The organism is Stenotrophomonas sp. YJH_SMC_29 (genome assembly GCF_059371235.1).
Genome location: NZ_JCAFUK010000004.1, coordinates 1 through 13,027, shown reverse-complemented (window position 1 = coordinate 13,027; position 13,027 = coordinate 1). Strand labels below are relative to the sequence as shown.

At 66.8% G+C, this 13,027-nt stretch carries 12 protein-coding genes; 9 read left to right on the top strand and 3 right to left on the bottom strand.

From position 1 onward, the window contains the following. Nucleotides 1-7 precede the first annotated feature (7 nt). On the top strand, nucleotides 8-2,056 hold the full coding sequence (locus AC5P9I_RS06045) for a glycoside hydrolase family 99-like domain-containing protein (RefSeq protein ID WP_049465318.1): 2,049 nt from the start codon (nucleotides 8-10) through the stop codon (nucleotides 2,054-2,056). Between the two features lie 40 nt (nucleotides 2,057-2,096). Here the strand turns inward: AC5P9I_RS06045 and AC5P9I_RS06040 are convergent, their stop codons facing one another. Both AC5P9I_RS06040 and AC5P9I_RS06035 read right to left on the bottom strand, forming a co-directional pair. Continuing rightward, nucleotides 2,097-2,729: a CoA transferase subunit B gene (locus AC5P9I_RS06040; RefSeq protein WP_049465320.1), complete on the bottom strand. Its 633-nt coding sequence runs from the start codon at nucleotides 2,727-2,729 to the stop codon at nucleotides 2,097-2,099. Between the two features lies 1 nt (nucleotide 2,730). Beyond that, nucleotides 2,731-3,462, bottom strand: coding sequence for a CoA transferase subunit A (locus tag AC5P9I_RS06035; RefSeq protein WP_130768511.1), 732 nt, complete (start codon nucleotides 3,460-3,462; stop codon nucleotides 2,731-2,733). A gap of 226 nt (nucleotides 3,463-3,688) precedes the next feature. Here AC5P9I_RS06035 and AC5P9I_RS06030 point away from each other — a divergent pair, with 226 nt between their 5' ends. From AC5P9I_RS06030 to AC5P9I_RS05995, 8 genes are all read left to right on the top strand, one after another. Further along, nucleotides 3,689-5,077 (top strand): UbiA family prenyltransferase, encoded by a 1,389-nt coding sequence (locus AC5P9I_RS06030; RefSeq protein ID WP_049465324.1) that lies wholly within the window; start codon nucleotides 3,689-3,691, stop codon nucleotides 5,075-5,077. Then, nucleotides 5,077-6,381: an FAD-binding oxidoreductase gene (locus AC5P9I_RS06025; RefSeq protein ID WP_049465327.1), complete on the top strand. Its 1,305-nt coding sequence runs from the start codon at nucleotides 5,077-5,079 to the stop codon at nucleotides 6,379-6,381. The genes AC5P9I_RS06030 and AC5P9I_RS06025 overlap by 1 nt, the downstream gene beginning before the upstream one ends. Before the next feature lie 2 nt (nucleotides 6,382-6,383). Then, nucleotides 6,384-7,121 (top strand): SDR family oxidoreductase, encoded by a 738-nt coding sequence (locus AC5P9I_RS06020; RefSeq protein ID WP_049465329.1) that lies wholly within the window; start codon nucleotides 6,384-6,386, stop codon nucleotides 7,119-7,121. Nucleotides 7,122-7,129: 8 nt separating this feature from the next. Beyond that, complete coding sequence (locus AC5P9I_RS06015; RefSeq protein WP_176422015.1) at nucleotides 7,130-8,077, top strand: NAD-dependent epimerase/dehydratase family protein; 948 nt, start codon at nucleotides 7,130-7,132, stop codon at nucleotides 8,075-8,077. A 2-nt stretch (nucleotides 8,078-8,079) separates the two neighbouring features. Next, a complete protein-coding gene (locus AC5P9I_RS06010) occupies nucleotides 8,080-9,366 on the top strand; it encodes an NAD(P)/FAD-dependent oxidoreductase (protein ID WP_049465331.1) in 1,287 nt (428 codons plus the stop codon). After that, the gene (locus AC5P9I_RS06005) at nucleotides 9,363-9,755 is read left to right on the top strand and encodes a GtrA family protein (protein ID WP_049465333.1); all 393 of its coding nucleotides are present in this window, start codon (nucleotides 9,363-9,365) and stop codon (nucleotides 9,753-9,755) included. The genes AC5P9I_RS06010 and AC5P9I_RS06005 overlap by 4 nt, the downstream gene beginning before the upstream one ends. 88 nt (nucleotides 9,756-9,843) lie before the next feature. Beyond that, nucleotides 9,844-11,190, top strand: a complete 1,347-nt coding sequence (locus AC5P9I_RS06000; RefSeq protein ID WP_049465335.1) for a phosphohexomutase domain-containing protein — start codon at nucleotides 9,844-9,846, stop codon at nucleotides 11,188-11,190. A gap of 11 nt (nucleotides 11,191-11,201) precedes the next feature. Beyond that, on the top strand, nucleotides 11,202-12,605 hold the full coding sequence (locus tag AC5P9I_RS05995) for a mannose-1-phosphate guanylyltransferase/mannose-6-phosphate isomerase (RefSeq protein WP_049465337.1): 1,404 nt from the start codon (nucleotides 11,202-11,204) through the stop codon (nucleotides 12,603-12,605). A gap of 115 nt (nucleotides 12,606-12,720) precedes the next feature. Here AC5P9I_RS05995 and AC5P9I_RS05990 read toward each other — a convergent pair. Continuing rightward, the coding region (locus tag AC5P9I_RS05990; protein ID WP_429624606.1) for an SIS domain-containing protein at nucleotides 12,721-13,027 on the bottom strand (307 nt) is incomplete at its 5' end.

The window sequence follows — 13,027 nt, the reverse complement described above, 5'->3', positions numbered from 1 at the left end:
ACGCCCGATGAGCCTGCGCCAGTCGTTGTTCCCGTTGCTGCGCGCGGTATTCCGGGTCTTGCCGCTGTCGCAGGCGCAGCGCGACCGCCTGCGTACCCGCTGGCTGGCCCGGCACGGCGACTGGGTGCCACCGCCGCCAAAGGGACAGCAGGACGCGGGTAGGCCGCGGGCCAGCGCGCAGCTCCGCTGGCGCGCGGACGAGGCCGCGATCGGCCACCGCCCGCACCAGAAGGGCACGCTGCCGGACCCGATGCCCGCCACGCTGGTCGCGTTCTACCTGCCGCAATTCCACACCTTCCCCGAAAATGACGCCTGGTGGGGCAAGGGCTTCACCGAATGGCGCAACGTCACCCGTGCGCTACCGCAGTTCGAAGGCCACATCCAACCGCGGCTTCCGGCCGATCTGGGTTTCTATGACCTGCGCAACCCGCAGGTGATGCGCGACCAGGCGCAGCTTGCCGCCGAGTACGGCATCGGCGCGTTCTGCTTCTATTACTACTGGTTCAGCGGCCGCACGTTGATGGAGGACCCGCTGCGGCAATGGCTGGCCGATGACAGCATCGACCTGCCGTTCTGCCTGTGCTGGGCCAATGAAAACTGGGCGCGACGCTGGGACGGCCGCGACGACGATATCCTGATCGGCCAGCAGCACAGCGCTGAGGACGATCTGGCCTTCATCGCACATGTCGCGCCCTACCTGCGCGACCGCCGTGCATTGAAGGTCGAGGGGCGGCCGATGCTGCTGGTCTATCGCCCGAACCTGCTGCCCGACGCCCGTGCGACTGCCGAGCGCTGGCGCCGCTGGTGCCGCGACAACGGCGTGGGCGAAATCCATCTGGCCTACGTCCAGGGCTTCGAGCGCCCCGATCCACGCGACATCGGCTTTGACGCTGCGGTCGAGTTTCCGCCGAACATGAGCAATCCCTCTTCGCTGTCGGCACAGCAGTGGCTGCTCAATCCCGATTTCAATGGCGATGTCCGCGATTGGCGCGAATTGGCCGGCGAAATCGCCGCCCGTGCCCTGCCCGATTATCCGCTCTATCCCGGGGTCAACCCCGGTTGGGACAACGAGGCCCGACGTTCCGGTCGCGGCCGCGTGTACCTGCACGCCTCACCACGTGGTTACCGTGACTGGTTGCGCACCACGATCCATGAACGCCTCTCCGCAGCACCGCAGGCGCAGCGACTGGTGTTCATAAACGCTTGGAACGAGTGGGCTGAAGGTGCCGTGCTGGAACCGGATGCCCGCCTCGGCCATGCTTGGCTGCAGGCCACCCGTGATGCGTTGTTGCCGGCGCCGGCGCCGCGTCCCGCACCGGCAGTGCATCTCCACGCCTGGTATCTGGAGACGCTGCCGGAAGTGCTGCGAGCTCTGCGCGAGGCAACACTGGACTGGGCAATCGTAGTGACCACCCCGGCTGCGCAGATCGATCAGGTTCGGCAGGCCCTGGCGACACATGGGCTTGAGGGCGAGGTGGTGGCCGTGGACAACCACGGTCGCGACATCCTGCCGTTCCTGGAGGTCGCCGAACGGCTGCTGCAGGCCGGGCACGAAGTGGTGCTTAAGCTGCATACGAAACGCTCAACCCATCGCGCAGATGGCGACCAATGGCGGCAGGAACTACTGCAACGGCTGGTACAGGGCGGGCGTGCCGCACGCATCCTTGCCGCCTTCGAGGCCGACCCTGGGCTGGGCATGGTGGTGGCCGAAGGGCATCTGCTGCCCGTCGCTGATTTCGTGGGCGGCAATGGTCTCGCATTGGCTCGACTGCAGGCACGGCTTGGGTTGGAAGTACCCGTGGACACCAGCCGGTTTGGCGCCGGCAGCATGGGCTGGTGGCGGCTGCAGGCCCTGCGTCCATTGTTGGACGCGCATCTGTATCGCAGCGCTTTCGACATCGAGCAGGGCCAGATCGATGGAACGCTGGCCCACGCCATTGAACGTGTACTGGGTGCCTGCTGCGAACACGCTGGACTGCGCGTCGCGACAGCCGCAGCCTGCCTCGGCGAGGCCGATGCCAGCAGCGACGAGTACGCCTACGCCCGACGCGGCTGACGTTGAGGGGGGCACAACGCGCCCCCCTTGCCCGTATCGATCAGCCGCGCTGGAATGCGACGCCGGTCTTTTCCTTCAGCTCGTCATCACTGACACCCGGCGCGGCCTCCACCAGCAGCAGGCCCTTGTCAGTCACGTCGAACACCGCCAGGTCGGTGATGATGCGGTCGACCACGCCCACGCCGGTCAGCGGCAGCGTGCATTCGGCCAGGATCTTGTGCTCGCCGTTCTTGGCGGTGTGCTCCATCAGCACCACCACGCGCTGCACGCCGGCCACCAGGTCCATCGCGCCGCCCATGCCCTTGACCATCTTGCCGGGCACCATCCAGTTGGCCAGGTCGCCCTTGTCGGTGACCTGCATGGCGCCGAGGATGGCCAGGTTGACGTGACCACCGCGGATCATCGCGAAGCTGTCGTGGCTGCCGAAGTAGCTGGCGCCCGCACGTGCGGTGACGGTCTGCTTGCCGGCGTTGATCAGGTCGGCGTCGACCTCGGCGTCGGTCGGGAACGGGCCAATGCCGAGCAGGCCGTTCTCCGACTGCAGCCATACATCCACGCCGTCGGGAATATGGTTGGCGACCAGCGTCGGCAGGCCGATGCCCAGGTTCACGTAGGCACCATCGGTCAGCTCGCGCGCCGCGCGTGCGGCCATTTCATCTCGGGTCCACGCCATGTCAGTTGCCCTCCGCGCGGATGGTGCGCTGTTCGATTCGCTTCTCTGGATGCGCGTTGTGCACGATGCGATGCACGTAGATGCCCGGCAGGTGCACCTGGTCCGGATCAATCGCACCGACCGGCACCACCTCCTCCACCTCCACGATGCACACCTTGCCGGCCATCGCGCAGGCCGGGTTGAAGTTGCGCGCGGTCTTGCGGAACACCAGGTTGCCAGCCTCGTCGGCCTTCCAGGCCTTGACCAGTGCCACGTCGGCGCGCAGCGCGGTTTCCATCACGTAGTGCTTGCCGTCGAACTCGCGGGTCTCCTTGCCCTCGGCCACCACCGTGCCGTAGCCGGTGGCAGTGAAGAACGCCGGAATACCTGCGCCACCGGCACGCAGGCGCTCGGCCAGGGTGCCCTGCGGGTTGAACTCCAGCTCCAGCTCACCGGCCAGGAACTGCCGTTCGAACTCCTTGTTCTCGCCCACGTAGGACGAAATCATCTTCTTGATCTGCCGCGTTTCCAGCAGCTGGCCCAGGCCGAAGCCATCGACGCCGGCATTGTTGGAGATCACGGTCAGGCCCTTGACGCCGCTGTCGCGCAGCGCAGCGATCAGCGCCTCGGGAATGCCACACAGGCCAAAGCCACCCACGGCCAGGGTCTGGCCATCGGCGACCACCCCCTGCAGGGCCTCCGCCGCGCTGGCGTAGCGCTTGCCGCGCTTTCCGCCGGAAGTCGATTGCTGCATTGCTGTAGTACCCTGCGAATGGATAAGCGCATTCTAGCCGCAGGCCTGCATCCGACGGGTTTGCGGCGCAGCAAACCGCACGGATGCAGCGGCCCGGGGCCGGGATGCCGCTTTCTGGCCCATGCCCCAACGCGGATACAATGGACGATCCCGCCGCGTCAGCCCGCGAACGATGCCCCCAGCGCCTCCTGCCCCCTCTCCTGCAGCCCACGACCGCGCCCTGTGCGTGGACCTGGATGGCACGCTGCTGGACACGGACCTCCTGTATGAATCGCTGCTGGTGCTGTTGGCGCGCAATCCGCTGTACCTGTTCCTGCTGCCGTTCTGGCTGCTGCAGGGCAAGGCCGCACTGAAGCGGCAGATCGCTGCACGCGTCACCATCGATCCACGCCGCCTGCCTTACAACCCGAAAGTTCTGGAACTGCTGCGCGACACGGCGCAGCGCCCGCGGGTGCTGTGTACCGCCTCGGACCAGCTGCTGGTCGCGCCGATCGCCGCACACCTGGGCCTGTTCGAGCAGGTGATCGCCAGCGATGGCCAGCACAACCTGTCCGGCACGCACAAGGCACAGGCCCTGGTGGATGCCTTCGGCGAGCGTGGTTTCGACTACGCCGGCAATGGCACGGTCGATCTGGCGGTCTGGGCCCGCGCTGCAGGCGCCTGGGTGGTCAACAACCGCAGCGCCCTGGCCGGTGCCGCAGTGCAACGCACCCAGCTGCTGGGGCACTGGCCCGCCCCATCCAGGCTGCAGGCATGGTTGAAGGCGCTGCGGCCACACCAGTGGCTGAAGAACCTGTTGGTGTTCGTGCCCGTGTTGACCGCCCACCGCTTCCTGGAAGCACCGGCGGTGGCCGATGCCCTGCTCGCCTTCGCGGCCTTCAGCCTGTGCGCCTCCGGCGTCTACCTGCTCAATGACCTGCTCGACCTCGATGCGGATCGCCGCCATCCGCGCAAGCGCCATCGCCCCTTTGCCGCCGGTCGCCTGCCGCTGCTCCACGGCCTGGTTGCAGGCCCGCTGCTGACACTGTGCGGGCTGGCCGTGGCACTGGCCTGCAGCCCTGCATTCGCGGCCGTGCTGGCGGGTTACTACGCGCTGACCGTTGCCTACTCGTTGCGCCTGAAGCGCATCGTCATGCTCGACGTGGTACTGCTGGCCAGCCTCTACACCCTGCGCATCATCGGCGGCACGGTGGCCATCGGGGCAGAACTGTCGTTCTGGCTGCTGGCCTTCAGCATGTTCATTTTCCTCTCGCTGGCTCTGCTCAAGCGCTATACCGAACTCCACGCGGTGCTGGCACGTGGCAAGACCCGCGCCAACGGCCGTGGCTACGGCGTGGAAGACCTGCCGCTGCTGCAGTCGCTGGGCGCGGCCGCCGGCTACTGCGCCGTGCTGGTGATGGCGCTGTACATCAACAGCCCCGACAGCGTGGAGCTGTACCGCAACCCGAAGCTGCTGTGGTTCATCTGCCCGATCCTGCTGTACTGGGTCAGCCGCGCCTGGGTGATCGCGCATCGCGGCAACATGCACGATGACCCGATCGTGTTCGCTGCCACGGACCGGGCCAGCCAGGTGGTGGCCGTGCTGTGCGCCGGGTTTGCCCTGGTGGCGATCTGATGCGGGACGGCGCGTACTCCTGGGGGCGGTATCCGCGCGCGCCACAGTCGCTGGTCAGGGTGCATGATCGGCTCGCCGCGCTGCCGGCCTTCGCAGGCAGCGCGCTGCCGCATGGCAATGGACGCAGCTATGGCGACAGTTGCCAGAATCCGGGGGCCACCCTGCTCGACTGTCGCGGTCTGGACCGCTTCATCGCCTTTGACCCGGCCAGCGGACGGTTGCATTGCGAAGCTGGCGTCACCTTGGGCGAGATCATCGCGCTCGTTCTGCCGCAGGGCTGGTTCCTGCCGGTTACCCCAGGCACGCGTCACGTCACCGTGGGCGGCGCGATCGGTAATGATGTGCATGGCAAGAATCATCATCTGGCCGGCAGCTTCGGCCGCCACGTGCTGTCCTTCGAGCTGCTGCGCAGCAACGGCGAGCGCCGCGTGTGCAGGCCTGGCGATGGCGACGGTTGGTTCGAAGCCACCGTCGGTGGGCTTGGCCTGACCGGACTGGTCACCCATGCCGAGCTGCAGCTGCGCCGCGTGCCGGGCAGCAGCCTTGAGGTGGAGAACATCCGTTTCTCCAGCCTGGCCGACTTCTTCGCACTGTCACAGGACAGCAGCGAGAGCCACGAGTACAGTGTGGCCTGGATCGACTGCCTGGCGCATGGCCGCGCCCTCGGCCGTGGGCATTTCACCCGTGCCAGCCATGCCGTGCAGCCGGCCGACGAACGTCCGGCCACGCCCCGGCGGCAGTGGTCGATGCCGCTGACGCCACCGATATCACTGGTCAACCGGCTCACCCTGCGCCCGTTCAATACGCTCTATTACTGGCGCCAGCCCGCGCAACGCCGGCGCCACGTCTCACACCTGTTGCCCTTTTTCTATCCGCTTGATGGCATCAGCCAGTGGAACCGGATGTACGGTCCGGCTGGCTTCGTGCAGTACCAGTGCGTGCTGCCACCGCACGCGGCCGCGGATGGAATTCCCGCCCTGCTGCAGGAAATCGCCCGCAGTGGCCAGGGGTCGTTCCTGGCGGTGCTCAAGCAGTTCGGCACGCAGCCGTCCCTTGGCATGTTGTCCTTCCCGCGCCCGGGTACCACCCTGGCCCTGGACTTCCCCAACACCGGCGAGGCGCTCTGGGCCCTGCTGCGGCGCCTGGACCAGATCGTCGATGCCGCCGACGGTGCCCAGTACCCGGCCAAGGATGCGCGGATGACCGCCGCCTCATTCCAGCAGGCGTACCCGCGCTGGCAGGACTTCAGCCGATTCATCGATCCTCGTTTCTCGTCCGGCTTCTGGCGCCGGGTGACGGAGTAAGCATGCAGAACGTCCTCATCATCGGCGCCACGTCGGCGATCGCCGAAGCCGTCGGACGGCGCTATGCCGCACGCGGCGCGGCGCTGTTCCTGGTTGCTCGCCGTTCCGAACGGCTCGCCGCCATCGCCGACGACCTGCGCGTGCGCGGTGCACGCGCCACGCACACTTCTTCGATGGACATCAACGATCTGGCCGCCCACGCCGAGCTGCTGGCGCAGGCCTGGCAGGCGCTGGGGCGGGTGGACGTGGTGCTGGTTGCACATGGCACGCTGCCCGATCAGGCAGCGTGTGAGGCCTCGGTGGAAACCTGCATGGCCGAGTTCGCCACCAACGGCAGCTCGACCCTGGCCTTGCTGGGGCCTGTGGCCAATCGGCTGGCCGACGCCGGCAGCGGCACGCTGGCGGTGATCACTTCGGTGGCCGGCGACCGCGGCCGCCAGAGCAACTACGTCTACGGCGCCGCCAAGGCTGCGGTCAGTACCTACCTGAGTGGCCTGCGCCAACGCCTGGCCAAGCAGCGCGTGGCGGTGGTCGACATCCGTCCGGGCTTCGTCGACACGCCGATGACGGCCCACCTGCGCAAGGGCCCATTGTGGGCAACGCCGGACCAGGTCGCGCGCCGCATCGTCGCCGGCATCGGGCGCGGCACCCCGGTGCTGTATGCCCCGGGCTTCTGGCGGTTGATCATGACGGTGATCCGCCTGCTGCCGCAGGCCCTCTTCAACAGGATCTCGCTGTGAGCGCTGCAATGGACTCCGAGCTGGAGCAGAAGATCATCATTCCCGGTGGTGCCGGCCTGGTCGGCCAGAACCTGGTCGCCATCCTCAGGCGTCAGGGCTACCGCCGGCTGGTGGTGATCGACAAGCACGCTGCCAATCTCGCGGTGCTGGCACGCATGCATCCGGACGTGGTGACCGAACACGCCGACCTGGCAGAGCCGGGCACCTGGGAGCGCCATTTCGCTGGTGCCGACGCCGTGGTGATGCTGCAGGCGCAGATCGGCGGCACCGATCCTCTGCCATTCGTGCGCAACAACATCACTGCCACCGACCTCATCCTGGATGCCATCGAGCGCCACGCCGTGCCCTACACGGTGCACGTCAGCTCCTCGGTGGTCTGTTCGGTGGCCGATGACGACTACACCCGCACCAAGCGTGAGCAGGAGCAACGCGTCGCCGCGCGCGGCATTCCATCGGTCATCCTGCGCCCGACCCTGATGTTCGGCTGGTTCGATCGCAAGCACCTGGGATGGCTGTCGCGCTTCATGCGCAGGGTTCCGGTATTCCCGATTCCCGGCGATGGTCGCTACATGCGCCAGCCACTGTATGCCGGCGATTTCGCCACCATCATCGCCAGCTGCCTGCGCTCGCGCATTGCTGGCCAGCGCTACAACATCACCGGCTTGGAGAAGGTCGATTACATCGACATCATCCGCCAGATCAAGCGCAGCACGCGTGCCCGCACCCTGCTGCTGCACATTCCCTACCGCCTGTTCCACCTGCTGCTGAGGACCTGGGCGCTGTTCGACCGCGACCCACCGTTCACCGCGGCGCAGCTGCAGGCACTGGTGGCCCATGATGAGTTCGAAGTCATCGACTGGCCTTCGATCTTCAACGTACGGCCGACGCCCTTCGCGCAGGCCATCGACGCCACCTTCAACGACCCCGAGTACGGCGACATCGCCCTGGAGTTCTGATCATGAGCGAGCGCATCGCCGTTCTCGGCGCCGGCCCGATGGGCCTTGCCGTGGCCTACCAGCTGGCCCGCGACGGCCATCAGCCCGTGGTATTCGAAGCCGATGACCGCGTTGGCGGAATGACCGCGAGCTTCGACTTCGGCGGCATGCCGATCGAACGCTACTACCATTTCCATTGCACCTCCGATCACGATTTCCTGACCATGCTCGACGAGCTGGGGCTGGGCGAACGCATACGCTGGACCGAGACCCGCATGGGCTACTGGTTCGGCAAGCGCCTGCAGCCATGGGGCAATCCGATTGCCCTGCTGCGCTTCAGGGGCCTGGGGATGATGGCGAAGATCCGTTACGGCCTGCATGCTTTCCTGTGCACGCGTCGCAACGACTGGCGCCCGCTGGACCACGTTGAAGCCTCCTCCTGGATCCGCCGCTGGGTTGGCGCCGAAGCCTACGAAACGCTGTGGCGCCGGTTGTTCGACTACAAGTTCTACGACTATGCCGGCAACCTGTCCGCGGCCTGGATCTGGAGCCGGATCCGGCGCATCGGGCGCTCCCGTTACAGCCTGATGCGCGAAAAGCTCGGGTATCTGGAAGGCGGTTCATCCACCCTGCTCGATGCCCTGCATGCGGACATCCAGCGCCATGGTGGCGAGGTGCGGCTGTCCAGCCCGGTGCAACGCATCGTGATCGAGGACGGCCGCGTACGCGGTGTCCAGGTCGGCGGCGAGCATCTGACCTTCGACAAGGTCATTTCCACGGTACCGCTGCCGTTCGTGCCACGCCTGGCGCCGGACCTGCCGGCGTCCATCCTGGCGAAGTTCCGCGCCTTGAACAACATTGCGGTGGTCTGCGTGATCGCCAAGCTGCGCAGGCCGGTCTCGGCCAACTTCTGGGTCAATACCAACGACCCGGACATGGACATCCCCGGCATCGTCGAGTACACCAACCTGCGCCCGATGGATGCCCATATCGTCTACGTGCCGTTCTACATGCCCGGCGAGCACGAGCGTTATGGCGACAGCGACGACGTGTTCGCCGGCAAGGTCCGTCGATACCTGTGCATGATCAATCCGCAGTTGGGCGCGGATGACTTCATCGACGTGCGGGTCAGCCGCTACCGCCACGCGCAGCCGATCTGCGAGCCGGGCTTCTTGGACCGGCTGCCGCCGCGCCGGCTGCCGGTGGAAGGACTGTGGGTGGCCGATACCTCGCACTACTACCCCGAAGACCGCGGCATCTCCGAGAGCATCGGCTTCGGGCGTGCCATGGCCCGCGAGGCGGTGGCGTGACCCTGTCCCGCCCGTTCCTGCTGTTCCTGCTGGCCGGCGGCATCGCTGCGCTGGCCAACATCCTGTCGCGGATGCTGTACAGCCACTGGATGCCGTTCACCCCGGCGATCATCGCCGCCTACCTCACCGGCATGGTCACCGCCTTCGTGCTGACCCGCTGGTTGGTGTTTTCCGGCAGCACCCGGCCCCTGCACCACTCGGCGTTCTACTTCGTGCTGGTCAACCTGTTCGCGGTGGCCCAGACCTGGCTGGTTTCCACCGTGCTGGCCTACCACCTGCTGCCATGGCTGGGCGTGGACGTGCTGCGCCTGGAGATCGCCCACGTGGTGGGCGTGGCGGTGCCAGTGGTGTCCAGCTACTTCGGCCACAAGTACCTGTCGTTCCGATGACTGCTCCCGGGGTGCCGTTTGCGGAAAACGCTTCCCACACATCCATGGCCGTAAACTACGGCGCTGACCTCACCCAGGATCCCGATCGATGCCCCTGCCCGCCTTCAAGGCCTATGACATCCGCGGCCGCGTGCCGGAAGAACTGAACGAAGATCTGGCCCGCCGCATCGGCGTGGCGCTGGCGGCGCAGCTTGCACCGGGCCCGGTGGTACTGGGCCACGACGTGCGCCTGACCAGCCCCGCGCTGCAGGATGCACTGGCCGCAGGCCTGCGCGGTACCGGGCGCGAGGTGATCGACATCGGCCTGTGTGGCACGGAAGAAGTCTATTTCCAGACCGACCACCTGGGCGCGGCCGGCGGCGTGATGGTCACCGCCAGCCACAACCCGATGGACTACAACGGCATGAAGCTGGTCAAGGAGAACGCACGGCCGATCAGCTCCGATACTGGCCTGTTCGCGATTTCCGATGCGGTTGCCGCCGATACGTCCGCGGCGCAACCGCCGCGTGCCGCGCAGAGCGCCCAGCACGACAAGAGCGCGTACATCCAGCACCTGATGAGCTATGTCGACGCCGGCAAGCTGCGACCGCTGAAGCTGGTGGTCAACGCCGGCAACGGCGGTGCCGGTGCCATCGTCGATCTGCTGGCACCACACCTGCCGTTCGAGTTCATCCGCATCTGCCACGAGCCGGACGGCCGTTTCCCCAACGGCATTCCCAACCCGCTGCTGCCGGAGAACCGCGCCGCCACCGCCGACGCCGTGCGCGATCACGGTGCCGATTTCGGCATTGCCTGGGACGGTGACTTCGACCGTTGCTTCTTCTTCGACCACACCGGCCGCTTCATCGAGGGCTACTACCTGGTCGGCCTGCTGGCCAAGGCAATCCTGGCGCGCAACCCCGGCGGCAAGGTCGTGCACGACCCGCGCCTGGTCTGGAACACCGTGGACATGGTCGAACAGGCCGGCGGCGTACCGGTGCAGTGCAAGAGCGGCCACGCCTTCATCAAGGAAAAGATGCGCGCCGAAGACGCGGTGTACGGCGGCGAGATGAGCGCCCACCACTATTTCCGCGAGTTCGCCTATGCCGACTCGGGCATGATCCCGTGGCTGCTGATCGCCCAGCTGGTCTCTGAAAGCGGGCGCTCGCTGGCCGACTGGGTCGAAGACCGCATGGCGGCCTACCCGTGCAGCGGCGAAATCAATTTCAAGGTCAGCGATGCCAAGGCGGCCGTCGCACGCGTGATGGAGCACTTCGCGGCGCAGTCGCCCACGCTGGACCACACCGACGGCATCAGTGCCGACTTCGGCGACTGGCGCTTCAACCTGCGCAGCTCCAACACCGAGCCACTGCTGCGCCTGAATGTTGAAGCCCGTGGTGATGCCGCGCTGATGCAGGCGCGCACCGACGACATCTCCCGCCTCATCCAGCAGTAACCGAGGAACGCATGAGCAGCATCCAGCCCGTCATCCTGTCCGGTGGATCCGGTACCCGCCTGTGGCCGCTGTCGCGCGAGGCGTACCCGAAGCAGTTCCTGCCGCTGGCGGGTGAACTGACGATGCTGCAGGCGACCTGGAAGCGCGTGGCGCCGATCGCCGCGCGCGGACCGCTGGTGATCGCCAACGAAGAGCATCGCTTCGTCGCCGCCGAGCAGCTGCAGCAGGTTGGCGCCGAGCCGGCCGCGATCATCCTGGAGCCGGTCGGCCGCAACACGGCCCCGGCGATCGCGGTGGCCGCGCTGGAGGCCACCCGCGACGGTGCCGACGCCCTGCTGCTGGTGCTGCCGTCCGATCACGTGATCACCGACGAGGCCGCGTTCCGCAGCGCCGTGCAGGCGGCGGCCGGCGCTGCCGAGGCCGGCAAGCTGGTGACCTTCGGCATCGTGCCGACCGGCCCGGAAACCGGCTACGGCTACATCAAGGCCGCCGATGGCCAGGGCCTGCGTGCGGTCGAGCGCTTCGTCGAGAAGCCGGACCTGGATACCGCCACCGGCTACGTCAGCAGCGGCCAGTATTACTGGAACAGTGGCATGTTCCTGTTCAAGGCCTCGCGCTACCTGCAGGAACTTGAACGCTTCCAGCCCGCGATGCTGGCTGGCAGCCGCCAGGCTTGGCAGCAGGCGCGCCGAGATGCCGACTTCACCCGCCTGGACAAGGACGCCTTCACTGCCGTTCCGTCCGATTCGATCGACTACGCGGTGATGGAGAAGACCGCCGATGCGGTGGTGATTCCACTGGATGCGGGCTGGAACGATGTCGGTTCGTGGACTGCGCTGCGCGATGTCTCGCAGCAGGACGGCGATGGCAATGCCCACCAGGGCGACGTGATCGCCATCGACTGCCGCAATACCTATGCCTACGGCCAGCGCCTGGTGGCCATGGTCGGCCTCGATGACGTGATCGTGGTCGAGACCGACGATGCGGTGCTGGTGGGCAAGGCCGACCGCATGCAGGAGGTCAAGACCGTGGTGGCACAGCTCAAGGCCGAAGGCCGCAGCGAGGCCACCTGGCACCGCAAGGTCTATCGCCCGTGGGGCGCCTACGATTCGATCGACAACGGCGAGCGCTTCCAGGTCAAGCGGATCACGGTCAAGCCCGGCGGCACGCTGAGCCTGCAGATGCACCACCATCGCGCCGAGCACTGGATCGTGGTCAGCGGCACCGCCGAGGTGACCCGTGGCGATGAAGTGATCCTGCTCAGCGAGAACCAGAGCACCTACATTCCGCTGGGCGTGACCCACCGCCTGCGCAACCCGGGCAAGCTGCCGCTGGAACTGATCGAAGTGCAGTCCGGCAGCTACCTGGGCGAGGATGACATCGTGCGGTTCGAGGATACCTACGGGCGCAGCTGATGTCCCTGTTGCCCGGCCAGCGGCCCGGCATCCGCATCTGCATCTGCATCTGCATCCGCATCCGCCGAAATTGAGCGGAAACCAGAGCCCGCGCGGCTCTGGTTTCCATCTCATCTCACTCCACCGTCACGCTCTTGGCCAGGTTGCGCGGCTTGTCCACGTCGGTGCCGCGTGCCAGTGCGGTGTGGTACGCCAGCAGCTGCACCGGGATGGTGTGCACGATCGGGCTGAGCACGCCGGCATGGCGCGGCGTGCGGATCACGTGCACGCCCTCGGATTCGTTGAAGTTGCTGTCCTGGTCGGCGAACACGAACAGCTCGCCACCACGGGCGCGCACTTCCTGCATGTTCGACTTCACCTTCTCCAGCAGGCTGTCGTTGGGGGCGATCACCACCACCGGCATGTCCTCGTCCACCAGCGCC